Source organism: Paenibacillus beijingensis (assembly GCF_000961095.1).
Lineage (GTDB): Bacteria > Bacillota > Bacilli > Paenibacillales > Paenibacillaceae > Paenibacillus_O > Paenibacillus_O beijingensis.
Genome location: NZ_CP011058.1, coordinates 655,417 through 681,014 on the forward strand (window position 1 = coordinate 655,417; position 25,598 = coordinate 681,014).

Consider the following 25,598-nt stretch of genomic DNA (forward strand, 5'->3'; position numbering starts at 1 on the left):
TCGGCTTCGCCTCCAGATTAAACCAATCCCATTCTGGAATCATGATACAATCAAAACGTTAGGATCACCACCCCTGCGATCATCATCCCGATGCCGATGACCTGCGGCAGCTTCATCTTCATCTTCACCACGCCGAACCAACCGTTTCGATCGGTCAAAAAGGTCAGGCTCAGCTGGGCGATCAGCAGGATAGATATCGTAAGGGTAACCCCGATCCGCTGAATAGCCGTAACATTGCTGAAAATAATGACCGCCGCAAAGGTGCCGCCAGTCAAATACAACGGTTTCACTTCCTTAAGCTTTCGCCATTGTCCATCCCGGAAGTAAATCAAAATAAGCAAAGCCGCCAGGAATCCGGTTAACTGGGTCATCGCCGCCGCCTGCCAAGTACCGATATCTTCACTAATCCGTGAATTGGCAACTCCTTGCAAAGTGATAAAAGCCCCTGCTAAAAACGCAAATAAGCTCCCTCTCATGTTTTCGCTCCCAAATTCAGACTTCTCTATTATTAAAGGATGTGGCCGGCTATTTTGGGAAGGACATATGTCCCGGGCTCCTCCATTGCGGTTGGCTGCTGCATCTTGCCCATATATCTTCATCTCCCGCGCCCTGTCCCTTGCCAACAAAAAAAAAGGCCGATGTTATCGGCCTTTCGTAAGCTTTGTTCTAAGACGCAGAGTAGCGCCTTCCTCGAGATCAAGATTGTTCCCCGTTCGAGTCGTATCCTGCTTTACCTTCCCATTCCGCGTAGAAATGTTCCAAGTAATGAAGCATAAACTGATGGCGTTCAGCGGCCACGACCCTGCCATAATTCGTATTCATAAGATCTTTAAGCTTGAGCAGTTTTTCATAAAAATGATTGATTGCCGTATCGTTGCCGCTCCGATATTCTTCTTCCGTCATCCGGTCGCGGAGCTTAACCGCAGGGTCATGCATCGGGCGTCCTTTCGCCCCCGAGTAGGTGAAGACGCGCGCAATTCCAATCGCTCCGATGGCGTCAAGACGATCCGCGTCCTGAACCACTTTGCCCTCCAGCGTCCGCATCGGGGCTTTACCCCCACCTTTAAAAGACATGGTGGAAATAATTTCGAGCACGTGCTCCGCATCTTCCATCCCCACCCCATTGCTGTTCAGCCAATCCGCTACCTTCTTCAGCCCGATCTCCTCGGAAGGATTAAGCTTCGCATCCGCAATGTCGTGAAGAAGGGCGGCAAGCTCGCAAATGAACAGGTCTGCTCCCTCTTCCCTCGCTATCGTTTTTGCCGTTTCGGTAACCCTGTAAATATGGAACCAATCGTGCCCGGTACTTTCATGCTCAAGAGTTGAGCGGACAAAGTCTTTCGCTTGGTTAATAATATCTTCCGGACTATTTTTCATTTATGACTCCTTTAAGTTGAAAATAGCAATAAAGCTTAGTTCTATATTTTCTATCATAATTCATAAGCTTCGAGAAGTCCTTTCACTTTTTTAAAGTGCTTGGATTCGCAACGAATTCAGGATGTTCACCTTTCAAAAGGTTTAATACATTGTGAACGACGGTCGTAGACGTAATATAGTTACATTCCATAGTCGTCCCGCCCACATGAGGAGTGACGATGATATTCGGCAATTTTAACAGAGGATGATCTGGTGGAGGCGGCTCAACTTCAAATACATCCAATGCAGCTCCGGCGATCTTGTGATTCGATAATACATAATAAAGATCATCGGAATGGAGCACCGCTCCCCGGGCCGTATTGATTAGAAATGCCGACGGTTTCATTAATGACAATAAACCGCGATCAATCGAATGCTTCGTTTTTTCGTTTAAAGGAATATGAATGGATACAAAGTCAGATCCCGTAAAGATCCGCCGAATATCCGTTGTGATCTCAACGCCTAATTGTTCGGATATGCCATGTTTAACAGCATCATATTCCCTTACCCAGGCGGAAACTTTCATCTCGAAGCCGAATATTACTCTCTTGGCTACCTCTTGTGCGATATTTCCAAATCCGATTAGACCGACTTTTTTTCCTCTTAACTCATAGGTCGGAATCGAATTTCTTGAATCGTAGTTTCCTTGCTTCATTTCGGTATGAAAAGGAATGATTGATTTACTTAAAGCCATAATAAACATCACGGCATGTTCGGCGGTTGAAACTTTATTTACAGACGGTGCATGCAATACCGGAATCCCTTTTTTGGTCGCGTATGCAACGTCAATATTATCAAGCCCCACCCCCGCTCCGGAAATAACTTGTAAGTGCGGATTGGCGTCGATAACTTCTTTGGGGATTCGAGCCGGAGCCCTTAAAATGATCCCTTCAACGTCTTTCACTAAATGACACAGGTTTGCCAGACTATAATCATCCGTTCGAATGACATCCGCTTCTTTTTGCAATATTTGTTCCGCTTCTTCATGGTACATGGATAATATCTGCAATATCTTTGGCTTATCCAAGTATGCAAGCTCCTCTCATGATTGATAAAATCACACAAACGGACATATCTATCACACAGATGGCTTTCCGATCTCGCTCAATGCGGACTCCATGATTTGGGTATCAATATAAAGCTGGTCCTCCACGATTTTCCCCCACTTGATCCGAAGGAATTGTACGCCTTCATTGTACATTTCCCGTCCATCGGGAAGCGGGATCGTATCCCGAAAACGGGTCATCGCTATCGTATTCCATGGAGCTCCTTCCACCAAAATATCGAGAATCTCAAACTGAATTCCTTTTAGCGTGGATAGAAATTTCTCGAACCAGTTACGAACGTCGGGAAGGCTTGACAGATTCGCCGCCAAGGAATGTTGTCCCGGAAAACGAAAACGGATATCCGGAGAAAACATGGCAAGCACCTTTTCGTAATCGCCCTTATTTAAATGATCGAATGCGGCACGAATATTCCTTTTTACAATCGAATGGTACACGGTCTCCTCACTCCTTTAGACATTTGTACACAAAAAACCCCTTTCCGTTGTTCGGAGAGGAGAAAGGCATACCAGCAAAAAAGGCGATGATTCTGTGAAAAAGAGGTCTCATTTTCATTGCTTATTATTGACATTATCATACACCTTGCATGGAATCAATCTGCCAATTCGATTAACTCTGAATCGGAAATTAATCTGATCACTGTCATAAATCCATAGAAAAAAACAATCTCTTTTTATGATTAATAAGATCATTTTTATTTATTTTTATTAATGAATTCTACTCCTTATAATAAAAACATCACATACAACTTGTAATTGGAAGTGTGATAAAAATCAATTAGGAGGTAAAAAGATGGCGCTAACAAGGGTTTCTTTACTAAAGGGAAAGTCAACTGAGTACAAGCAAGCAATCCTCAAAAATCTTTATATTGCCATGAATGAGACATTTAACCTGGCGGAGGATAACGACTTCATGGTCATTCATGAACATGAGTCCGATGGGTTTGTTTATGGGAAGAATTACTTAAATATCCCCCGTACCGATGATTTGGTCATTATCCAAATCACAGCAAACAATACGCGAACACTTGAGGAGAAAAAAGCCCTCTATGCTCGAATTGCAGAACTATTAAATCAAGATCTGGGCGTCCGCAAGGAGGATGTGTTCATAAGTCTCCTTGAAGTCAAAAAGGAAGCCTGGTCACTTGGATGTGGCTTAGCGCAGTATGCTTAATAATATGAATGCCTAGCTTAAGGGGCTGTCCTAAGTCATCTAAGATGATTTAGGGCAGCCCCTTAAAAGCAGACCATAAACCTGAAAATCAAATGAACCGATCGGGGATAACTCCTTGATCGGTTCATTTAGGTTTATAAACGAAGAGCGGGATTAGAGACTCCTAGGTATTTCTGTCTTTCCCTGTCGGTATTAAGCCTGGCAGTAAAATAAAGATTAGTATTGTAGCCGCGATTAATAGAGTTGAAACGACTGCAATTGTCGGATCAACTTGAAAATTCATGCTATCCCACATCATGATCGGAAGAGTTTTGGTCCTGGCCCCGGAGATAAAAATGCTCACAACAGCTTCGTCCAGAGAAGTAATGAAAGCAAATAAAGCACTTGCCGTTATTGCGGAACGCATGATAGGCAACGTAATTTTAAAAAAAGCTCCTATCGGTGTAGAACCCAAACTGAGAGCGGCCAATTCCAAATTTTTATCGGTACCTTTGAGACTCGCCAAAACAGTAACAAAAACAAACGGTAACGCTAAAATCGTATGTGCGAGTACAAGTCCCGACACTTTATCCGTTAGCTTGTAAGCAGAAAACGAATGATATAACGCAATCCCTACAACGATGACCGGAAAGATCATGGGCCCAAGTATTAAATTCATGAATAGCTTTTTTCCCGGAAAATCCAGGCGATTTGCGGAAAAAGCCGCCATGATGCCTAATATAGTGGAAAGAATGGAAGTGAAAATGGCAACAGAAACGCTGCGTCTTAGTCCTGCGATCCATTCATCATCAGCGAAAAACTTTTGATACCATTTGAACGAATAACTCTCCGGCGGCAAATGAAAGGCAACTTCTGAACTGAAGGACAACGGAATAATGACTAATATGGGCAGAACCATCAACACCAGGATGATCCCAACTGCGATTCGGAGCCCCATCGACTAATCATCCCCTTTCAATACCGGCGAAAATCTCGAAATCCAAAAACCAACGAATAGGATCACGAGTTTCGTAACGATTAAGAGTAATGAAAGCGAGGCAACCAAATGCCAATTTAATGTTTTGTGAAAATTATCATGAATTAATTTGGCTATCATTACATTCCCCTGTCCGCCCAGGAGCGCAGGAGTGATAAAAAAGCCTAAACCCATGACAAACACAATCAAAGATCCCGATATCACTCCCGGTAAAGATAACGGAAAGAATATTTTTGTAAAAGCACTCCATGGACGTGATCCCATACCTTGTGCAGCTTGAACGAGGCGTAGATCGATTCCCTCCATCACCGAATACAAATTCAATATCATGTAAGGAAGCAAAACATGTGTCATCCCGATTACTACACTGGTTGAGTTATAAAGAAGCTGGACCGGTTCATGGATCACGCCAATAGAAAGCAAAAATTCATTAATGATACCATGATCTTGCAAAATAACGGTCCAAGAAAACGTACGCACCAGCAAGCTGATCCAGAGGGTAATCATGACGATTCCAAGAATCACTTTTTTCCATCTGACAGATTGAATCAGAATTAACAAGTAAGCAACAGGATAAGCCAGCAGCAGGCATAATGCCGTTACTATAGTTGCCGTCCTTACCGTGAGCCAAAGTACCTTCAGATAAAACGTATCCGTCAATACTTCCTGTATATACTGCAATGTAAATCCGCTTTCATTGGAAACACTTAACTTCAGAAAGCTGAACAATGAGTAATAGAGTAAAAAAGCCATATAAACAAGCGGAATGAAGGGCAAAAGCCATTTCAACCCCGGCAGCCTCATAACTTGATACAGGAAGGGCACCCTTGCGGGTACCTGAACCTCTATCTCCACACTTTTCATAGAATTGTCCCCTTACAAAACTATTTTTAACAACCCACCCTATTTTAATAACCACTTATTGAATTGATCATATACGCTGTCATAATTTTCGGACCAATACTTCACATCCATAATGACAGTTTCATTCTTGCTTTGTTCACTTCGTCCCAACCGTTGTTTCAGATCCTCCGGCAGCAGCTCCAGAGCTTTCTTGTTGGAGGGCGCATAATCGATCAGCTTGGAGAATGCCGCTTGCTGTTCCGGCTCCGATGCATATGCGATGAACTTCATGGCTAAATCTTTATGGGGCGCGTTCTTGGGGACAACCCAGGATAGGAACACTTCGATGGCTTGGTTAAATTCATTGTCGATCTTAGAGCCTTGCGCTTTGGCAGCAGAAACGCGGCCATTCCAGACTGCAGCTGCTGTAAGCTCTTTTGTTGACAATAATTGCGGCGGCTGAGCTCCTGACTCCCACCATACTTTTACGTTTTTCTTTATTTTATCCAAACTATTAAATGCCCGGGCGATATCAAGAGGATACAATTTATCGGGAGCTACACCATCGGCGAGAAGCGCCATCTCCAGCGTTCCTTCCGGTCCTTTCCACAGGCCGCGAGCGCCCGGAAATGCTGCTGTATCCCAAAACTCAGACCACGTTCGAGGATGATTACCGTCTTGATAAATGTCACTGTTGTAAGCAATGTTCCAGAAATAGGAGTAACGGGCGATGGAATAATCGCTAACCATGTACGGATAGATGTCTGTTCTATCAATAATGCTATAATCCAATTTCTCGAGCAGCCCTTCTTTTTCGAAACGCGGCACAAAGTGAGGAAAGACAGAAACAACATCCCATTCCACATTTCCGCTTTCTACCATCGCCTTTAATTTTCCTTCATCAGGGGGTGAAACAACTGTAATTTTCGCATTATATTCCTTTTCGAACGGTTCATAGAGCGCTTTTTTTGCCGCTTCAGAGGAAACTCCGCCAAAGTCGACAATCGTTAACTGCTGCTCAGCGGAGGCTGAATCAGTTTTCGAGCCGCAAGCAGTCAAAGAAAATCCCAACATCATTGCCAGCAAAGCAATTCTCCATTTTCTAACCATTTCATTTCCTCCCTTGTGATGAGATTACTTGACGGGGGGCGAAAGGAATTACGGTGGAGTCCGCACTGTTCCAACCGAGACAAATTGGGCGGCCGATTTGTAACTCTTCTGATAAGTGCGTTGGCAATTTGACCACCAGTTCTTCTCCGAATGAGGTTTTGGTTTTTACCTTTAAGGCATTTCCCACATAAATTTTTTCGCATATGGTGACTTGAATCGTATTTTCATAATCGCTCGCTTTATGAACAAGATGAAGATTTTCAGGCCGCAAAGCGATATAGACTTTATTCTCTTTGATATCAGCCCGTTCTTCCGCATAGAATGACAAAGTTGAATCGCCGAATAATTGGATAATTAATTTGGTATGTTCAGTTGATACGACTTCACCGCCCAAAAGATTGATTTCACCTATGAATTCCGCAACAAATTTATTGTCCGGTCGTTGATAAATTCCTTGCGGAGTAGAAACTTGCTCGATTCTTCCCTTATTCATCACACAGACGCGATCGGACATCGTTAAAGCCTCTTCCTGGTCATGCGTCACGCTAATTGTTGTGATACCTACTTTTTCCTGTATGTGTTTGATTTCCAGCTGCATCATCTCCCGGAGATTTTTATCCAGAGCGCCTAAAGGCTCGTCCAATAATAAGAGCGGCGGGTTAAAAACAATTGCCCGTGCGAGAGCGACACGCTGCTGCTGTCCCCCGCTTAATTTATTCGGATAGCGGTCGCCATACTCACTGAGACGGACGAGATCCAGCATGTTTTTCACTTTTTCACGTATTTCTTTTTTCTCCATGTTCCGAATATGCAACGGATATGCGATGTTTTCGACTACCGTCATATGCGGGAAAAGGGCATAGTTTTGGAATAGCATACCGATATTGCGCTCATACGGCTTTTTATTCGTAATATTCCGTCTATTTAACGTGATAGAACCCTCGGTTGCTTCCTCGAAACCTGCTATCAGCTTGAGCAGAGTAGTCTTACCCGATCCCGATGGCCCCAGAATGGTTAAAAATTCACCTTTTTTCACCTCAAGATTCACATTGTCGACCGCTTTGACTTTTTTATACGATTTCATAACATCTTTAATGGCAAGATGCGTTATGCTCATCCGGTGTTCATTCCTTTCTCATTTGATTGCAGTCTATTAACGCTTAAATATGGACATCTTGATAAGGCGGATCATCCAAATGCCTCCAAACTTTCGGGAATCGTTTGTCCGCCATCTACAATAACGGTTTGTCCTGTTATAAACCCCGCTTCTTTCGAAGAAAGAAACAGAGCGGCGTGAGCAATATCTTCTACGCTTCCGAGCCTCTTGAGCGGAATGGAGGCAGCCATACCTTGCAAATATCCCTCGCCTAAATTGTCCAATCCCTCTGTCCTAATATTGCCCGGCATTACAGCATTGATTGTAATCTGGTATTTCGCCAATTCGAGTGCTGCGCTGCGCATGAATCCGAGCTGTGCGGCCTTGCTCGCCCCATAATGAGCCCAACCGGCATAACCGGTAACGGGTCCTGTAATGGAAGAAGTAACAATGATCCGTCCGAATTCGGCCTGCTTTAAATAGGGCAGACATGCTTGCAAGGTGAACAAGGTGCCTTTCGCATTCGTATTCATGACGGCGTCCCATTCATTACCTGTCATCGTTTCAAGCGACGCATTAGGGAAAATGCCGGCATTGGCGCAAAGGATGTCAATGCCTCCGAAAGCATCGGCCACATCAAAGGCCAAACGATTCATCGAAGACAAATCAGATACATCCCCTTGGAAAGCTTTAGCTTTTCCACCGCTATTTCTGATTTCTCCTGCACATTGTTCTGCATCTCTTTCACGACGTGCGACAACCGCCACGTACGCGCCTTGTTCAGCAAAACCTTTCGCAATTCCTTTTCCAATCCCTTTGCTTCCACCGGTTACGAGAACCGATTTTCCTTCTAACGATGACCACATGAAGCCTACCCCCTGTTAATTTAATCTCCTATCAAGCAAGTATTGCTCTGCTAGTTCCACGGTTTTATGCGTGAATTCCGCTCCAAGCTCCTGAGCTGTTTCACTATCGGAATGGCTTCCGACCCAGGCCACCAAAGTTAATCTTCGAAGCATAATAAAGGTGGGAATCTCCTCTTTTTCTTCATCCGAGATTGTACGAACGGTTTCATACCCTTTCAACCAGGCTCGAATCAAATTCGGCACGCAATCTTTATGCTCCATAAAACTTAATGCGGAAGCGAGATCGTAGAGAAACCAGCTGAACCCGCAATCATCGAAATCAATAACTTTGATTTGTTCATCTTCCACCAGCAAATTGGCAAGGCGCAAATCGGCGTGAACAAGACCGAATCGATCCGGAGTCTTCCCGAACCGGGAAAGTCTCTGGGATACATTCCCCGCTGCTTGTTTCAGCACCTCCACTCGTTCAGGGGTCATATCCAAGCCGTCCTGCCACCTTCCCCATTTGGGTTTGCTTCCCAACATTGTTTCGTAATCCCAAGTAGGACGGCTTAATTGGCCTGAATCTTTCCACATAGAAGTGTGATTGTGCAAATGTGCCGTTATCTCGCCCAGCTTTGCAAATTGAATTTCCAACCGACTTTCGTTTTCTTCGTCTGGAGCCGAACCGGCTAAAAAGGTGAACATGACGCAATGATAAGGATCCTGTCCATCATGGCCGGCAGAAACAAGTTGGACCAACTCCCCATTGCTGCCTGTTATCGGTTCAGGAACAACGATCGAGGAGTGGCTTCGGATTGCTTCCATCCAGATCAGCTCCGCTTCCAACTCTTCCTTAATGTGATAGCCCGGTCGATTAATCCTTAATATAGCGCGGTCACCGGTCTCCGTATCTTCGATGAGGTATGTCGCATTCTCTGAATAATTCAACAATCGGATTGTTGAACGGGAAGAGACAGGATACAGAAGCATCGCTCGCTGCGCAATCTGGTTTAAAAAGTCCAAAGGATCACTTATTACCTGATTAGTAATCTTCATAACGCACCTCGATTCAGTCATATTAATCCTTGCCGTTTGTAGAGCGGGCATGCATTTATATCATGATTGTTGAAGCCTGGGCGATACTTGTTTCTACCCGGGACAGCAATTCGTCGCAATACGACTTGTCGCAGAGAAGACCGGGCTTAAACTGCAAGACACGCGGATCAAGCATGGAGTAAATGGCCCATACGCCGTTTTCGTACAAGGAGCGCATGACATGCTTGGCTCCTTCCGGATGGCCGAAAACCAGACCCATCACAACACCCAGCTGACGGATATCCACGAAAAAATCGGGGTACTGACGCCGGATCGTTTCCAGACCCTCCCGCAGGTAACCGGCAACGAAATTCACGTTTTGCCGGACTTCTTCCCTCTGTGTAATTTCCATTACTTTCATTGCAACAATACATCCCAGCTCAGACCCGCCAAATGTCGACATATGGGCAAACCCGTCCTCATGCATCCACTGGCCGGCCTGCTCGCTGACCAACGTGGCGGCAATCGGATAAATGCCTCCGCCGAATCCTTTGGATGTCACGAGAATATCCGGTTTAACGTCATAATGTTCGATGCCCCACAATTTGCCGGTGCGCAGCAAACCGGTTTGTACTTCGTCGGCAATATAAAGTGTCCCATACTGTTCGCACATGCTTTTTACCGAAGACAAATAAGTTGCTTCCGGCATTGGAAAACCATAAGTCGCCGGTACGGTTTCCACAATGACGCATGCGGTATCTCCTTTCGATAATGCGGATTTCATCGCCTCCAGATCGTTAAATGGAACTTGAACAAACTCATTCGGATCCCCGTCACTTAGAAAAGGAAGGGAGTAACGAGGGTTGCCCAGAGAAACTGCCAAGCCAGTGTGACCATGGTATCCATTTTGAATGGAAATGATCTTTTTCCGTTTCGTCGCGTACCTGGCGCATTTTAGGGCAATATCAATTGCCTCACTACCGCCGCTTGAAAAAATGGAATACTTCAACGTGTCTGGAGCTGCTTTAGCCATAATCTCCGCTAGTTGGGCACGTGCAACGGACGGAAAGTGATGGTTGCCCATATCAAATTCCTTCATTCCTTCCTGTAATGCTTCGATGATTTCCGGATTTCGATGCCCGAGGTTATAAGTGCCTCCATTCAGGTGTACATCCATTAACTTTTTGCCGCTCAAATCGTAAAAGTAATACCCCTCACGCTTCCCCATCACCAGATCTACGCCATCTGTTTGCCACTGCTTTGTTTTACCTGGATTCCACCATTGGATTGATTTCGCAAGCGCTGTTTCTTTGGTTATCTCGTTGACGGTAAACATATTCCAATCCCCACCTATCTGTTATTAACATGCGATTTAGCTAACTTTTCCCGAGAGGAAATCTGACTCACATCTTTCATTTGAGCGGTAATTTTATTATAAGGAGTTGACAATATTATTAAAATTAAATAAAAATGATTAATATAATCATTAATAGAGATGGTGATTGCTTTGGATTTACGACAGTTGACCATTTTTCGAGCGGTAGCTACAATGCTGAGTTTTACTAAGGCGGCTGTTAGCTTAAACTATGTCCAGTCGAATGTCACAACTCAGATTCAAGCGCTGGAGAATAATTTAGGTGTCCCATTGTTCGACCGATTAGGAGGAAAACAAGTCGTCCTGACGGATGCAGGTCGCCAATTATTGCAATACGCAGAGCAATTGCTGGATCTTGCAGAAGAAGCCCAGGCCGCTGTTTCATTGGGAGAAGAACCGCAAGGAACATTGAGAATTGGGGCAGCGGAATCACTCTGTATCTATCGCCTTCCATCGCTCCTACGTTCATTTCGAACGAGGTACCCGCGTGTTAAAATTGTTTTTCGTCCAAGTCCAGTAGCAGAGCTTAGGAATCTCGTTCATTCCGGGAGTATTGATGTGGCTTTTGTTTTTGAGGAGCTTGACCGCGAGGGAGGTCCCGGCGATGAAATACTCGCAATTGAACCCGTTTGGGTTGTCGCTGCACCGGACCATCCCCTCGTTGGAAATGAGGTCGTTGTTCCATCCGATTTTACTGGGGTCGACTTGCTTTTGACAGAATCAGGCTGCTGTTATCGCGGTCACTTCGAGAGAATATTGAGCCGCGCAAATGTCTATCCAAAAACAATTCTCGAATTTAATAGTATCGAGGCCGTCAAACAATGTGTGATCTCTGGGCTGGGAGTAACGCTTTTATCATCCGTTTCCGTATCCTCTGAAATAACGAGTGGTCAACTGGTCAAGCTACCTTGGGAAGGCCCTGATCTTTCAGTTGTTACGCATCTGGTATGGCACAAAGACAAATGGCTTTCCCCTTCTCTTGCTGCCTTCTTAACCCATGCGCGTGAAATGTTAACCATTAAATGACAATGCGATCAATAATGAAGTACTTGGACAATCGAGAGAAAATCAAAAAAGACTGGAGAAAGATTCGGAGGAAGATCCGACCGTTCTCCAGTCTTTAGTGTGTCAGGAAAATAATTATTATTCCTTGACACTTAAGGTGGTGGATGGGAGTTATAAGATCAATTGAGGCCAAGAAGGCCGTAAACGAGGGGGCAATATCGTTTTACCCCGTATACGTGATTTGAAAGCTGCTATTTCCATAATTTTCGGTAACAACCCATCCTTCGGGGATCGGTGAATTCGCTATGATATCCATCGTGTCTCCATAACTGGCTCCAACCGTATACGTGATTCGATAGCCGCCATTTCCATCCGCATAGGTAAGAACCCATCCTGCAGGGATCGGTGAATTCGCTATGATATCCATCGTGTCTCTATAACTGGCTCCACCCGTATACATGATTCGATAGCCGCCATTTCCATTTGCATAGATGAGAACCCATCCTGCGGGGATCGGTGAATTCGCTATGATATCTATCGTGTCTCTATAACCGGCTCCAACCGTATACATGATTCGATAGCCGCCACTTCCATTTGCATAGGTAAGAATCCATCCTTCGGGGATCGGTGAATTCGCTATGATATCTATCGTGTCTCTATAACCGGCTCCAACCGTATACATGATTCGATAGCCGCCATTTCCATTTGCATAGGTAAGAACCCATCCTGCGGGGATCGTTGAATTAGCAATGATATCTATCGTGTCTCTATAACTGGCTCCACCCGTATACGTGATTACATAGGTGTCATTATAACTATTATAATAGATACGAACCCATCCTGCAGGGACCGGTGATTCACTCACGATCGTCATCGTTTCTCTATAACTGGCTTCTCCAACCATATACGTGATTCGATAGCTATTTCCATAATCAGTAGTAGTCACCCATCCTGCGGGGATCGGTGAATTAGCCAGGATATCTATCGTGTCTCTATAACCGGCCCCAACCGTATACATGATTCGATAGCCGCCATTTCCATAAGCATCGGTAAGAACCCATCCTTCGGGGATCTCTGAATTAGCCAGGATATCTATCGTAGATCTATAACTGGCTCCACCCGTATACGTGATTTCATAGCCGTCATTTATTCCATTAGCATAGGTAAGAACCCATCCTGCGGGGATCGGTGAATTAGCCTCGATATTAAACGTGTCTCTATAACTGGCTCCAACCGTATATGTGAGTCTATAGATGATTCCATCATAATAAGTAATTACCCATCCTTCGGGGATATTTGTACCTGAGGTGACTGTTACAGTGGTCCCATAGGTGGGGTCCGTTGGAATAGCGTCTGCGGACACCCGAGCAGGAAGCGCTAACAACATGGAAAAGAATAATACACACAGTGCTGAAACGATGCTTTTCTTTTTCACAATCAAACCTCCAATAACCTATTATTTTAATTATGAGCCGTATTAAAAATACCATTAAAATTCATTTTTGTTAATATTTTTAACATTTTTAGTGCTATTGATCTACATCGTAAGGAGGTAGGACATACATCGGGGTAAAAAGAAATAGCAGTCGGCCTATATCAAGGATTCTCTCCCCCTGGTGAGCAGAAAAAAAGCCGGATGAATCACGATCATCCGGCAGCTTTAATATCAGTCATTTATTTAAATAAATAGCGGCTGCTGCGGCCAAGGAGGCTGCTTGCCGATGGGACATGCAAAATATCGTTTTACCCAATATACGTGATTCTGTGGCTGAGCCATCCAAGAAAGGTAATAATCCATCCTTCGGGGAGCGGTGATTCCCTCGTGATCGATATCGTGTCTCCGTAACTGGCTCCAACCGTATAAGTGAGTTCATAGCGGTTATGATAACTATCATATCCGGTCTTAGCCCATCCTTCAGGGACCGGTGATTCAGCCACGATCGATATCGTGTCTAGATACTCGGCTCCAACCGTATAAGTGAGTTCATAGGTGTTACCATAACTATAATAGCCGGTGCGAACCCATCCTGTTGGGAGCGGTGATTCAGGCAAGACCCCCGATACCATGTCATTATAATCAGCTCCACCTACATAAGTGATTTCATAATTGTGAGACCACGAATCATAACCGGTATAAACCCATTCTGCGGGGACCCTTGATTCAGTCGCGATCCATTCCGTGTCTCCAAAACTAGCTCCACCCACATAAACGGCATCCCACTTGTAATGATAGCTATCATAATTGACAAGAACCCAATCTGCGGGAAGCGGTGATTCCGTGAGGATCGATATCCTGTCTCCATAACTAGCTCCACCCACATACATCATTGTAAAGTTGCCGGTAAGAACCCATCCTGGGGGAATGGGATCATATAGGCCGACTGTTACAGTTTCCCCATAGTAAGGGTCCGTTGGAATAGCGTCTGCGGACACCTGAGCAGGAAGAGCTAGTAACATAGAAATCAGTAATACAAACAGTGCTGAAACGATGCTTTTCTTTTTCACAATCAAACCTCCATTAACCGATTATTTTAATCATGAGCCACATTAAAAATACCATTACTAATCAATTTTGTAAACATTAGTATTTATTAATATTTTAAGTTCCCAATGGATGAATGGATTTTCTATTAAAGCAAGATACGTACTCGAAAGCCGATCATCTGGTATGACGCTTCTGGTAATGTGCCGATGCGTACTGACGGACTTGATTCAGTGGTCTAAAAGCCCTGGATCTGGCCGCTGACGGTCATATATTAATTATTTCGGCAGAGTAGGTTTTAATTTCAAGGCCGCAAGATCAAAAGAATGGAGCGAAGGATATTCCAATATTTATGTCCAGGCAAGTCTCATATCTTGATTGGTTTTGAAAAAGAAATAAATACATTCCAGAGATAATAATTAATGTCCCCAAGAGCTAGGAAAATAAAGGGAACAGGCTGGTCGTGAGGGCTTAAAAATCGATTTAGAACGGGAGTCAAAAACTTGAAGAAATGCTTACCTCTTTTCCCCATTGTATCTGTCGCGACATGAGAAAAAGACTGGAGTTTGATCGGAGGAATATCCGATTCGCTTCCAGTCTTGAGTGAGTTGGTGGACAGTTATTTTTATGCCTGGACACTTATTGGGTGGGGAGGTCAGGAGTTTTTATTTATGTAAAACTCCGCTGCCGCAGCGCCTCGTAAAGCAGCACCGTTGCGGCCATCGCCACATTGAGCGATTCCGCTTTGCCGCGCATCGGGATGATGACGTTCAGATCGAGAAGATCCGATGCCGCGGCGGACAGCCCGTCGGATTCGCTGCCGAACAGCAGCCACACCGGTCCCTTCCAGTCGCAGTGGAAGCAGTCGCGCTCCGCCTGCAGACTCGTGCCGGCGAGGCGGATTCCTTTCGCTTTCGCTTCCGGCAACAGCACGCAGAGATCGCCTTCCACCACGGGCAGATGGAACAGAGAGCCCATCGTGGAACGAACGGTCTTCGGGTTGTAGAGGTCAACGCAGCCTTTGCCTAACACAACGGCGTCCGCACCGACCGCGTCCGCGCTGCGGATAATCGTGCCGACGTTGCCGGGATCGCGCACGCCGTCCAATACGACGACGAGCGAATCGGTGCGGTACAGAAACGAAGAGTCGGCATGCGGTTTATTCACGACAGCGAAGACGGGCGGAGGCGTATCCGTTCCGGTGCATTTGGCGATAACGGCTCGAGTTGCCGCGACGATTATGCCGTCCGCTTCTGCCAGCAGCGGCTGAAGCTCTGCCGGAATGCCGCGTTCCGCGTCATAAACGATCGTCCCGATCGACGCGCCGCTAAGCAGCGCCTCTTTCACCAAATGTACGCCTTCCACCAGAAACTGGCCGCTCCGATCGCGGTTTTTTTTATCAAGCAGCCCTGCCCAAGCTTTAACCTTCGGATTTTGCGCAGAGCTCAAAGACGTTTCGTTCATCGTTCCCCTACCTTCAAGCCTGCAGAATAAGCCGTTTCAAGCCTCGTTAAATCCTGGTTCCGGCCTACAACGACGAGGATGTCACCGGACCGGATCGAGTCGTTGGCATTCGGCGAAATGTTCATCCGGCCGTTGTTTTTGATGCCCATGACGTTGCAGCCGTATTTGGCCCGGATATCCAGCTCTTTGAGGCTGTGGCCAATCATTGCCTCCGGAGCCTTGAGCTCAACGATTCCGTGCTCTTCCGACAGCTCGATGAAATCGATAATATTAGGCATGATAAGATGGTGGGCGACACGCATCCCCATATCCCGTTCCGGATAAACGACCTTGTCCGCCCCGATTTTGTGCAGCACCTTCCCGTGCAGCTCGTCCTGGGCTTTGACGATCACGTGCCGAACACCCAATTCCTTAACCACTAACGTCGTCAAAATACTGGCCTGGATGTCCTCCCCGATCGCGACGACAACAACGTCGAAATTGCCGATCCCGAGCGCGCGCATCGCGTCATCATCGGTGGAGTCGGCGGTAACGGCAAACGTAACTTCATTGGACAAATCCTGAACTCTCTGTTCATGGGAATCAATGGCGAGCACTTCAAAGCCCATATCAGACAGCGACCTCGCAACGCTGGATCCGAATCTTCCCAACCCGATAACGGCAAATTGTTTTTTGCGCAACGTGTCTTTCTTCCCTTCCCCGTAAATTCTAATGCCATTATAGCATACCGGCGTGGCCCGCCCAAACGGATTGCCCTTCGGAGCAGTGGAATGAATTTCACCCTTGGCGGACATATTAAACCGGGGTACAGACGAATGGGAGGTCATTTGCACATGCAAAATTTCAATTTGCGTCAAGCGATTATTATGCGTGTTCAGGACAAATCCAGCGAGGAATTGACCGATATTATCGACAGCTCGATCAACAGCGACGAAAAAACGCTTCCCGGACTCGGGGTCCTGTTCGAAATGATCTGGCAGAATAGTGAAAAAAGGGAGCAAAACCGCATGGTGCAATGTCTCCATAATCATCTTCATCCGCAAAGCTAATCAAGCGGTAACGGCTGTCTCGATATTGCTTGGCAACCACAAGGTCCACGGAAACGATCTTTCTTAAATTGAAAAACCCCGCAAAATGCGGGGTTTGCCGGCTATCAGCTGTTATCAGCCATTATCAACGTTAATAGTCGTTTAGCGTCTATGCGGATCGTTAGGATCCCGCTGTCTGCTTTAACTGCGCCACCGGTACCTTTCGCTTCGGCTCGCGCTACTGATCACAAGCAGGAGCCCGGTAATGATGTGCATAATCATGCCGACAAAAGGAATATAAGCAATAAACGAAGTTACAATTCCGACGATGCTGCCATGAATCTCGCTCCGGGCACGAACGCACACGACGAGTGTCAAAATATGAAGGATGAGCATAAAAGTAAGCGGGATATATCCGGTGCCGATAATGATCAGCCCGCCGATAACCGGTATTCCGAGAATGAGCTCGCACACCCCGGTAATGAGACGCATCAACCGTGGAAGAGCCATCAGTTTTCCCTCGTTTCCATGACTTTTGATATGGTGGATACAATCCAACATTCCACCTTATTATAGTTCCAATGGCTTATGGAAGCAATGAGGACCGACGCGGATTTTATTCCGGCCGCTGTGCTGCTGCCGCATGTGAAGAAACGGCGCTGCGGTTTTCTTCTCCCCAAACTTTCATTTGCAAAATGATCGGCGCCAGCGTTTCCCCGAGCGGGGTAAGCGAATATTCCACTTTGGGCGGCACTTGTTGATACACTTCGCGGTGAATAATGCCGTCCTGTTCCATTTCACGAAGCTGCAGCGTAAGCATCCGCTGCGTGATGGCGGGACAAATGCGCCTGAACTCGTTAAACCGCTTCTTCCCGTCAATGAGATGATAGAGAAGGATGCCTTTCCATTTGCCGCCGATAACCCCAAGCGTGAACTCGACCGGACATCCTTGATTGTTCGGACACGTCCCGAACCGTTCATTACTCTTCTCCATCATTCCGCCTCCCTAAGTATATAAATAGATGCTATATTCTTTGAACGCGTGTACCTTGTTTTTTTTACTATACATGAAATGACTGGAAACGGAAAGAGCCGGCGCTATTTTAAATGTGAGCAGCAAAAAACCTTCTTCATTAAGAGCCGCGGCTCTTTGAAGAAGGTTATTCGCCTCCCAGGCGCGGTTTGCCTAAGGAGCCATCTCCAGAAACTTGGAGGTCGGATTTTTATCCATTGCCGTACGCATCGCATACTCGTTCTCGAACAGAGCGACGTAGTTGCCCTTTTTATCCTTGACGAGCGTGGAATTAATGCGGAATTTGGACGGATCGATTTTATCGTCGACGATCCAGCGCGCGAACTGGAAGCTCATCCGGTGCAGCTGAATTTCCACTCCGTATTCGGCACGCATCCGGTATTCGAACACCTCGAACTGGAGCTGCCCGACGACGCCGAGAATCGTTTCGTCGAAGCTGCCGGTCGTTTGGAACACCTGAATGGTGCCTTCCTCCGTCAGCTGGTCGATCCCTTTTTGATACTGCTTATGCTTAAGTGCATTCTTAACCGTAACTTTGGCAAAAATCTCCGGCGAAAAAGTCGGCAGCTCGTCGAATTCAACGCTCGCTCCCTGCGAAAGCGAATCACCGATGCGGAAAATGCCCGGGTCGAACAGACCGATAATATCGCCGGGATATGCCGTCTCCACGATGTCGCGGTCCTGCGCAAGAAACTGCTGCGGCTGGGACAGCTTAATGTCTTTGCCTGCGCGCACATGCTTGACGCTCATGCCCCGTTCGAACCGGCCGGAGCAAATGCGCAGGAAAGCGATCCGGTCGCGGTGGGCGGGATTCATGTTCGCCTGAATTTTGAAAATATAGCCGGAAAACTTTTCGTCGGTCGGCTCGACCGGACCGCTCGTGCTCATCCGGGAAGCCGGCTTCGGCGCAAGCTGCAGGAAGTTCTCCAGAAACGTCTGTACGCCGAAATTGTTGACGGCGCTGCCGAAGAACACCGGCGTCAGCTCGCCCGCGCGAACTTTCTCGAAATCAAACGGGTCGCCCGCAACATCGAGCAGCTCCAGCTCCTGCTCAAGCTGGTCCGCCAAATAGTCGCCCGCCATTTCGCGGATGACGGGGTCATGGTAATCGGCAACTTTGCGAACGCTGATCGTTTCGTGGTCGTCGCCCTGAAACAGCTCGACTTGATCCTTCATCCGGTCGTAAACGCCGCACAGCTCGCGGCCCATCCCGATCGGCCAATTCATCGGCACCGAGCGGATGCCGAGCACGCGCTCCAGCTCTTCCATCAGGTCGAAAGGGCTCTGCCCTTCGCGGTCGAGCTTGTTGATGAACGTGAAGATCGGAATGCCGCGCTTGCGGCACACCTGAAACAGCTTGATCGTCTGCGCCTCGACGCCTTTGGCGACGTCGATCAGCATGACGGCACTGTCCGCCGCCGTCAGCGTGCGGTACGTATCCTCACTGAAATCCTGGTGACCCGGCGTATCGAGAATGTTGACGCGATGGCCGTTATAGTCGAACTGCATCACGCTCGATGTAACGGAGATTCCGCGCTGCTTCTCAATCTCCATCCAGTCGGATGTTGCATGCCGGCTCGCTTTCCGCGCTTTAACGGAACCGGCAAGACGAATAGCCCCCCCAAACAGGAGGAGCTTTTCCGTCAATGTTGTTTTCCCTGCATCAGGGTGAGAGATGATCGCGAATGTGCGCCGTTTCTCCACTTCCTGATTAATCTCACTGCTTAATGTTTTGCTCATTTACAGAGTATCCCTTCATCTTAAATCCTCAAACGTGTAACTATTATAACAGGATTCAATCCGTATGAGCCAGCCTCTCTCGCCGACTTTAGCATATGCGGTACAAATTCAAGCTGTGCCTGTCGGTTCGGACCCGGCATTTATATTGATTCCGCAGCATTATGGTTAGCTTTTGCTGCCCTTGACCCAGATGACGTTATCCTCCTCTTGACCGTTCACCGGCCACCAGTGGAAGCCTTCGTCGGCAAGCAGCCTTTTCGAACGCTCCGGTCCCCACGAACCGGCCGGATAAAATTGGAGATCGTTCGGATTTTCTCTCCACGCCTGCGCAATCCGGTCGACGAACGACCAGGCCTGCGCCACTTCGTCCCAACGCGTGAAATAGGTGGAATCGCCGCGCGCCGCATCGTAAATGAGCAGCTCGTAAGCTTCCGGCGTATTGATGCCAACTTGGCAGCTTTGGCAAAACTCCATCGCTACCGGCTGGACTTCATTGTCGGAACCCGGCCTTTTGGCGTTGATTTTGATATAGATGCCTTCCATCGGATTGACGCGAATGACGAGCAGGTTCGGTCCAAGATCATGACGCTTTGCAAACAGCACGTTTTCCGGCACGTTCTTGAACTCGATCACAACCTCCGTCGTCTTGACCGGCAGACGTTTACCCGTTCGGATAAAGAACGGCACTCCGGCCCAGCGGAAGTTGTCCACCATCACCTTCGCGGCAAAATAAGTTTCCGTCATCGAGTCGGCCGGAACGCTTTCTTCCTGACGGTATGCCGGCAGCGGTTTGCCGCCTTGGTTGCCTTCGGCATATTGAGCGCGCACGACGTTTTGGCGAACTTCGTCGCTGGAATTGTATTTGCGCAGCGAGCGCAGCACTTTCACCTTCTCATCGCGGAGGCCCTCCGGGTGAAGTCGGCTCGGCGGTTCCATCGCAATCATGGTAAGCATCTGCAGCATATGGTTCTGTCCCATGTCGCGAAGCGCGCCGGAATTGTCGTAATAACCGCCGCGTTCTTCGACCCCGACCGTTTCCGACAGCGTAATCTGCACATTCGCGATATGCTGGTTGTTCCAAAGCGGCTCGAAGAACGCGTTCGCGAAGCGGAGAACCTGGATATTCTGCACCATTTCTTTGCCAAGATAGTGGTCAATCCGGTAAATCTCTTCTTCATTGAACACTTGGCTGAGCTGCTCGTTCAGCTTGCGCGCGGAATCCAAATCGTAGCCGAACGGCTTCTCGATTACAAGGCGGTGCCATCCGGGCGATTCAAGAAGCCCGCCGCCCTTCAGGTTGAACGACACCGGTCCGAACAGCTCCGGCGCAAGCGCGAGATAAAACAGGCGGTTGCCCTTAATATCGAATTTCTTATCCAACTCGCCGGACAAGCGGTCAAGCTCGCGGAACCCATCCACGTTGTGGATGTCCAGCGGCATATAGACAAAATGCTGCGCGAACCGGTTCCACATATCAGCGTCCTTCGCTTTATAGCGGCAAAATTCATTGATCGATTCATACACGTCCTCACGGAACTGCTCATTCGTGCGCGGACGGCGGGCAAGTCCAACGACAGCGAACTGTTCGCCAAGCTTGCCTTCTTTATATAGACTGAACAGCGCCGGAAAGAGCTTTCTCCGGGCCAAATCTCCGGTTGCTCCGAACAGATAAAAGACCGCGCCTTCTGCGGCCACTGCTTCCTGTGTGTTTGCGTAGTTCATCGTCCTCAGTCTCTCTTCCATCTTTGGATTAAAAACGGGGTTATTTATGGTATGTAGTTTACCATATTCCCCTATTACCCGCCATTGTTCTCATTCAATCTTCATTCAAGCGGGCCGCTGCTGCGGCGGCTGACCGCCATCCTAATCCGCTTTCGAATAATCGCCGGAAATGAGCGGCACCCCTGCTGTCAGCTCGATCCGCTTGCTTTCCGTATCGTCGTGGACAGCCAGCTGCAGATTGCCTTTCTTTCCGCCGCCCAGTGAAACCGATGCCGTCAGCAGCGGGGTAAAATAGGTCGCGCTCACCGTAGCCCCGTCCTTGTATGTATCCCGAGAGTCAGCCTGTGCGATATCGGCAAGCCGGCGCATACTGTTGCTGCGGATCGCATACCCATGCACGTTCAAGTTCATTTTGGCATGGAGCCCCGTTTCCGCCGCCGCGCTGAGCACCGCGTTTGCCTGTGCCAGCAGTGCGTCAAGCGACGCTTTTTGGCCGAGCTCATAGCGGATGACGAGATCCGCTGCCCTGCCTGAGCTTCCGGTCCTTTTTGCCCATAATGATAACGCTCCCCCTCCCCGGACGACCTCTCCCTGCCATAGGTTACCCTCCAGACCATCCGTTTCATCCAGCGCTCCGGCAGTAACGGCAAGCGGCTTGATTCCGAGCAGCTCAGCCATCCTTTTCACTTCATCGACCGAAGCGTCGGCATCGAACCGCAGCTGCCACGAGCCGCCGGGGGCGCCCCCCTGGAGCTCGCCATCGGTCCATTCCCACAGCCGCTTCACGTCGCCTGTTGTCGCGCCCTCCGAGCCGGCGGCCGTAACATTCGTTCCTTTGCTTTGATTGGCCTGATAGATCATGACGAGAGCGGCGGCGGCAAGCAGAAGCATGACAAGCGCCATCCCGCGCAGCGCGGACCGCCGCGAATTTCCTTCCATGCTGGAACCACTTCCTTTCAGAGGCGGCATTAGCTTGCACATATCTGTGAAAATCGGGAATCTGGGTGAATGACCATACACATCCGCCCTTGGGTGAATAAACTGGTTAGCAGCACATGATAATGGGAGGAGACAAAAATGGAACCGATCTTGCCGCTCCATGAAGAGCGGATTCAACAATTTTGCGGAAATATGGTTTGCGTCGTTCTGAAAGACGGAAGGCGTCATATCGGCGTGCTCAGCTCCTGCAAGAACGGCCGGGTTCATCTGAACGATTTTCCTGACAGCCCCAAAACGCATCATTTGCCAACGATCGCGCAGAGCGAACCGGTCAAACCGGGGAAAAAGAAAACCCGCAAACCGAAAACGAAATCCGGCTCCGTTTCGACGGAACTTTCGGATGCTCAGACGAAAGCGTATGCGCCTTACGGCCCGGGGTTTCGCCCCTATCCGTACAGGTATCCGTACTACCCTTTCGGAGCTTTTGTCGCGTTTGAGCTGGCGGCGATCGCTTTTCTGCTGCTGATTCTGTAGATAAGTCAGCGGTGCCGGATCAATCATAACGCGACGTCATCCAGAGCAAATAAGCAGATCCCTGACATTCAGGCGATCTGCTTGTTTATGCGGGAGAGGATACCGGTCAAAAAGATTCCGGATGCCGGCGGATTATTCCGCAATTTGGTGCTTGTGCGCATAAATGGCGGCCTGGGTCCGGTCCTCCACGCACAGTTTGTTTAATATGTTCGTTACATGAAACTTGACCGTTTTTATCCCGATAAACAGCTGATCGGCGATTTCCTGATTGGACAACCCCTTCGCAACGAGCTTCAGCACATCCATCTCCCGCTCCGTCAATTCTTCATGAAGCTGTTTTTGGGAAGCGGAACGGGGCCCGCGGAAGCGATTCATCATTTTCGCCGCAACCTGGGATTCCAGCACCGACTGGCCCCTTGAAGCCGCGCGGATCGCATCGGCAATTTCCGTCGCGCGCGATGTTTTCAGCAAATAGCTGAACGCTCCGGCTTCAATTACCGGGTACAGCTTGCTGTCATCCAAGTAGCTCGTCAACACGACAACTTTGCAGTCGGGGCACTGCTCAAGCAGCTTGCCCGTCGTTTCTACGCCGTCCATTCCTTCCATGACGAGATCCATCAGCACGACGTCCGGTTTATACGCCTGGGCGAGCCGGATTCCGTCCTGTCCGTTGCTTGCTTCCCCAACGACCTCGATTCCCGCCTCCGTATCAAGTACCGCCGCAAGTCCGATCCTTACCATCTCATGATCGTCGACAAGCAGCACTTTGATCGGCTCAGCCGTAAGTCCGGTATTCATCAATTCCTGTTCCATCTTCCAACCCGCTCCCCTTTCCTTCTTCCCCGATCGGCACCCACAGGTCGATCGTCGTCCCTTCGCCCGGGGCGGTATAGATTTCAAGCGCTCCGCCCAGCTCATTGATCCGTTCATCCATCGTCAGCAAACCGTAGGAAGCCTGCTTCTTCTCTTCCAAATCGAAGCCAACACCATTGTCGCGCAGCGTCAGTCTGGCCTGGTTGCCGTACCGCAGCAGCCTAATGTCCATCTGATCGGCTTTGGCATGGCGCAGCGTATTGGACATCGCCTCTTGCGCGATCCGGAACAGATGGTCTTCGGTTTGCGGATTGAGGTTGATCGACGTATCGACGTCAATGGCAATCTGAACCGGCACTTTAACTTTCAGCTCATCTACGAGCGCAGTCAGCGCCTGGGCCAAATTTTTGCCGTCCAAATGGACGGGCCGCAAATGAAGCAGCAGCGCTCTCATCTCCGATTGGGCGACGGCGGCCATTTCCTCGATCAGCTGCACTTGCCTCCGCGCCCGTTCCCAATCCTTCTCAATCGTGCGGCTGACGGCGGTCGCCGTCATCGAGATAGCAAACAGCTGCTGGCTTACCGCATCGTGCAGCTCTCTTGCCAGCCGCTGGCGTTCTTCAATAACGGCTGAAAATTTAACTTTCTCCGTCCATTCTTTATCCGCCTCCGTTTCTTCATCCGATGAAAAATCCGTCTGTTCGTCCGATGGGAGGGTAATATGATTTCGTCTGCGCTGCTGCTGATTGAGTCGCTGAAGCGCCTCCTTCAGCCTCGATGTCTGCAGGTAGCTGCTCAGCGCCGTCCCGGCCAGCGCAACGGCGATAACCCCCAGGCCGATCACGGCCGCTTTTCCCTGAATCGCAAACAATTCGACCGAGCCGAGCCCGTGAAGTACGATAAATAGCAGGCCTAGTATAACGAGCAGCCATAGAATGGTTTCCATCACATTTCGACGGCCCGCTTCCGGGTATTTGCCCACAGGTTTCTTTTTGGCCACTTTGCATTCTCCTTCAGGTTTTGCCGGAGGCAAAACCAACTTCGTAAGCATCCACTTAGGTTTTGCTGGAAGCAAAACCTATTCGTAAGCATCGTTACTCTTATTATACAATTGAGGTTCCAGCTAATGGAAGCCCTAGAAGTAAACAGGCTGAAAGAAGCTCCGGACAGGACCCTGAATATCGGCACGTTCCGGAGCTTGCTTATGTCACTATTATTCGGAAGATGCGGACGGGTTCAATTTATTTTTCAAAGCTTGCAGCTGCTCTTCGACTTTCAGCTGTTTTTCGGCATCAACCGGTTTGTAAGCGGTGCTGTTTGTGAACCCGTACGGGGAACGGAGCACATCGGCTTCCGCTTCCATCTGTATAATTTTTTCTTCCATGCGGGAAAATCCGCGAGCGGCGCCGCCGCTGTCGATACGGTGTGTGGACGTCGCCTGGGCCATTTGCTTTTGCGCTTTGGCCATTTGCGCGCGGGCAGCCAGCTCATTGCGCTTGTTGCGCAGCTGATAGAACTCGTCTTTCATTCCGTGCAGCTGCTGCTTCAGCTCCTCCGCCTGGATTTTCGCCTGCGAGTACAGGTCGCTGAATTCTGCCGTCTTCTGGTCGAAATACAGCTTCTCCTCCAGCAGCTTGCGGGCAAGATCCTCTTGTCCGGCACGGAGCGCTGTCTCCGCTTTGCTCTCACGGTCGATAACGCTGCGGGCAGCCTCATCGTAACGCTGTTTCATGCGGCGCTCGTTCGCCATTTGCTTCGCTACCGTTACCTCGGCCTGATGAATTTCGGCCTCCATGTCGCGCAAATATTGGTTCAGCATTACGACCGGATCTTCCACTTTATCAAGCAGCTCATGCACCGACGCTTTCGTCATATCCTTCATCCGTTTGAAAATTCCCATCA

General features: G+C 48.5%; 27 protein-coding genes. 4 read left to right on the plus strand and 23 right to left on the minus strand.

The window, feature by feature from the left end; genetic code table 11:
* Positions 1–50: 50 nt before the first annotated feature.
* The 4 genes from VN24_RS03050 to VN24_RS03065 form a co-directional block, all read right to left on the minus strand.
* On the minus strand, positions 51–476 hold the full coding sequence (locus VN24_RS03050) for a DMT family transporter (protein ID WP_045669227.1): 426 nt from the start codon (positions 474–476) through the stop codon (positions 51–53).
* A 220-nt stretch (positions 477–696) separates the two neighbouring features.
* Positions 697–1,377: an HD domain-containing protein gene (locus tag VN24_RS03055; RefSeq protein WP_045669228.1), complete on the minus strand. Its 681-nt coding sequence runs from the start codon at positions 1,375–1,377 to the stop codon at positions 697–699.
* An 82-nt stretch (positions 1,378–1,459) separates the two neighbouring features.
* The gene (locus VN24_RS03060; protein WP_045669229.1) at positions 1,460–2,443 is read right to left on the minus strand and encodes a hydroxyacid dehydrogenase; all 984 of its coding nucleotides are present in this window, start codon (positions 2,441–2,443) and stop codon (positions 1,460–1,462) included.
* Between the two features lie 51 nt (positions 2,444–2,494).
* A complete protein-coding gene (locus VN24_RS03065) occupies positions 2,495–2,917 on the minus strand; it encodes a nuclear transport factor 2 family protein (RefSeq protein ID WP_045669230.1) in 423 nt (140 codons plus the stop codon).
* Positions 2,918–3,272: 355 nt separating this feature from the next.
* Here VN24_RS03065 and VN24_RS03070 point away from each other — a divergent pair, with 355 nt between their 5' ends.
* Positions 3,273–3,653 (plus strand): tautomerase family protein, encoded by a 381-nt coding sequence (locus VN24_RS03070; RefSeq protein WP_045669231.1) that lies wholly within the window; start codon positions 3,273–3,275, stop codon positions 3,651–3,653.
* A gap of 163 nt (positions 3,654–3,816) precedes the next feature.
* On the opposite strand, the gene VN24_RS03075 is transcribed toward VN24_RS03070, so the two are convergent.
* The 7 genes from VN24_RS03075 to VN24_RS03105 all read right to left on the minus strand — a co-directional run bounded on the left by VN24_RS03075 (position 3,817) and on the right by VN24_RS03105 (position 10,897).
* Positions 3,817–4,590 (minus strand): ABC transporter permease, encoded by a 774-nt coding sequence (locus tag VN24_RS03075; protein WP_045669232.1) that lies wholly within the window; start codon positions 4,588–4,590, stop codon positions 3,817–3,819.
* 3 nt (positions 4,591–4,593) lie between these two features.
* The gene (locus VN24_RS03080) at positions 4,594–5,493 is read right to left on the minus strand and encodes an ABC transporter permease (protein WP_045669233.1); all 900 of its coding nucleotides are present in this window, start codon (positions 5,491–5,493) and stop codon (positions 4,594–4,596) included.
* Between the two features lie 39 nt (positions 5,494–5,532).
* On the minus strand, positions 5,533–6,582 hold the full coding sequence (locus VN24_RS03085) for an ABC transporter substrate-binding protein (RefSeq protein WP_045669234.1): 1,050 nt from the start codon (positions 6,580–6,582) through the stop codon (positions 5,533–5,535).
* Position 6,583: 1 nt separating this feature from the next.
* Positions 6,584–7,699: an ABC transporter ATP-binding protein gene (locus VN24_RS03090; RefSeq protein WP_045669235.1), complete on the minus strand. Its 1,116-nt coding sequence runs from the start codon at positions 7,697–7,699 to the stop codon at positions 6,584–6,586.
* 71 nt (positions 7,700–7,770) lie between these two features.
* The gene (gene fabG / locus VN24_RS03095; protein WP_045669236.1) at positions 7,771–8,544 is read right to left on the minus strand and encodes a 3-oxoacyl-ACP reductase FabG; all 774 of its coding nucleotides are present in this window, start codon (positions 8,542–8,544) and stop codon (positions 7,771–7,773) included.
* 15 nt (positions 8,545–8,559) lie between these two features.
* Complete coding sequence (locus VN24_RS03100) at positions 8,560–9,582, minus strand: phosphotransferase enzyme family protein (RefSeq protein ID WP_052702757.1); 1,023 nt, start codon at positions 9,580–9,582, stop codon at positions 8,560–8,562.
* A gap of 55 nt (positions 9,583–9,637) precedes the next feature.
* A complete protein-coding gene (locus VN24_RS03105) occupies positions 9,638–10,897 on the minus strand; it encodes a class-III pyridoxal-phosphate-dependent aminotransferase (RefSeq protein WP_045669237.1) in 1,260 nt (419 codons plus the stop codon).
* A gap of 171 nt (positions 10,898–11,068) precedes the next feature.
* Here VN24_RS03105 and VN24_RS03110 point away from each other — a divergent pair, with 171 nt between their 5' ends.
* Positions 11,069–11,962: a LysR family transcriptional regulator gene (locus VN24_RS03110; RefSeq protein ID WP_045669238.1), complete on the plus strand. Its 894-nt coding sequence runs from the start codon at positions 11,069–11,071 to the stop codon at positions 11,960–11,962.
* 202 nt (positions 11,963–12,164) lie between these two features.
* Here the strand turns inward: VN24_RS03110 and VN24_RS03115 are convergent, their stop codons facing one another.
* The 4 genes from VN24_RS03115 to VN24_RS03130 form a co-directional block, all read right to left on the minus strand.
* Positions 12,165–13,376, minus strand: coding sequence for a hypothetical protein (locus VN24_RS03115; protein ID WP_045669239.1), 1,212 nt, complete (start codon positions 13,374–13,376; stop codon positions 12,165–12,167).
* 308 nt (positions 13,377–13,684) lie between these two features.
* The gene (locus tag VN24_RS03120; protein WP_045669240.1) at positions 13,685–14,446 is read right to left on the minus strand and encodes a hypothetical protein; all 762 of its coding nucleotides are present in this window, start codon (positions 14,444–14,446) and stop codon (positions 13,685–13,687) included.
* A gap of 646 nt (positions 14,447–15,092) precedes the next feature.
* Complete coding sequence (locus VN24_RS03125; protein ID WP_045669241.1) at positions 15,093–15,887, minus strand: TrmH family RNA methyltransferase; 795 nt, start codon at positions 15,885–15,887, stop codon at positions 15,093–15,095.
* Entirely contained in the window at positions 15,884–16,567 is a 684-nt protein-coding gene (locus VN24_RS03130) for a potassium channel family protein (RefSeq protein ID WP_045669242.1), read from the minus strand. Before VN24_RS03130 ends, VN24_RS03125 begins: the two co-directional genes overlap by 4 nt.
* A 153-nt stretch (positions 16,568–16,720) precedes the next feature.
* Here VN24_RS03130 and sspI point away from each other — a divergent pair, with 153 nt between their 5' ends.
* Positions 16,721–16,936, plus strand: coding sequence for a small acid-soluble spore protein SspI (sspI, locus tag VN24_RS03135; protein WP_045669243.1), 216 nt, complete (start codon positions 16,721–16,723; stop codon positions 16,934–16,936).
* A gap of 180 nt (positions 16,937–17,116) precedes the next feature.
* Here sspI and VN24_RS03140 read toward each other — a convergent pair whose 3' ends face one another.
* The 5 genes from VN24_RS03140 to VN24_RS27575 form a co-directional block, all read right to left on the minus strand.
* Entirely contained in the window at positions 17,117–17,425 is a 309-nt protein-coding gene (locus VN24_RS03140; protein ID WP_045669244.1) for a hypothetical protein, read from the minus strand.
* A 106-nt stretch (positions 17,426–17,531) separates the two neighbouring features.
* Entirely contained in the window at positions 17,532–17,909 is a 378-nt protein-coding gene (locus VN24_RS03145) for a winged helix-turn-helix transcriptional regulator (protein WP_148505186.1), read from the minus strand.
* A 192-nt stretch (positions 17,910–18,101) separates the two neighbouring features.
* Positions 18,102–19,688, minus strand: a complete 1,587-nt coding sequence (locus VN24_RS03150) for a peptide chain release factor 3 (RefSeq protein WP_045669246.1) — start codon at positions 19,686–19,688, stop codon at positions 18,102–18,104.
* A 165-nt stretch (positions 19,689–19,853) separates the two neighbouring features.
* Positions 19,854–21,410 carry a glucose-6-phosphate dehydrogenase gene (gene zwf / locus VN24_RS03155; RefSeq protein ID WP_045669247.1) on the minus strand — a complete coding sequence of 519 codons (1,557 nt, stop codon included), beginning with the start codon at positions 21,408–21,410 and terminating at the stop codon, positions 19,854–19,856.
* Positions 21,411–21,551: 141 nt separating this feature from the next.
* Positions 21,552–22,349 carry a YwmB family TATA-box binding protein gene (locus VN24_RS27575; RefSeq protein WP_045669248.1) on the minus strand — a complete coding sequence of 266 codons (798 nt, stop codon included), beginning with the start codon at positions 22,347–22,349 and terminating at the stop codon, positions 21,552–21,554.
* Between the two features lie 138 nt (positions 22,350–22,487).
* Here VN24_RS27575 and VN24_RS27580 point away from each other — a divergent pair, with 138 nt between their 5' ends.
* Positions 22,488–22,883 carry a hypothetical protein gene (locus VN24_RS27580; protein ID WP_045669249.1) on the plus strand — a complete coding sequence of 132 codons (396 nt, stop codon included), beginning with the start codon at positions 22,488–22,490 and terminating at the stop codon, positions 22,881–22,883.
* 132 nt (positions 22,884–23,015) lie between these two features.
* On the opposite strand, the gene VN24_RS03170 is transcribed toward VN24_RS27580, so the two are convergent.
* From VN24_RS03170 to VN24_RS03180, 3 genes are all read right to left on the minus strand, one after another.
* Positions 23,016–23,696 carry a response regulator gene (locus VN24_RS03170; RefSeq protein ID WP_045669250.1) on the minus strand — a complete coding sequence of 227 codons (681 nt, stop codon included), beginning with the start codon at positions 23,694–23,696 and terminating at the stop codon, positions 23,016–23,018.
* Positions 23,659–24,696, minus strand: a complete 1,038-nt coding sequence (locus tag VN24_RS03175; protein ID WP_238590814.1) for a sensor histidine kinase — start codon at positions 24,694–24,696, stop codon at positions 23,659–23,661. The genes VN24_RS03170 and VN24_RS03175 overlap by 38 nt, the downstream gene beginning before the upstream one ends.
* Positions 24,697–24,909: 213 nt before the next feature.
* Positions 24,910–25,596 (minus strand): PspA/IM30 family protein, encoded by a 687-nt coding sequence (locus VN24_RS03180; RefSeq protein WP_045669251.1) that lies wholly within the window; start codon positions 25,594–25,596, stop codon positions 24,910–24,912.
* Positions 25,597–25,598: the final 2 nt, after the last annotated feature.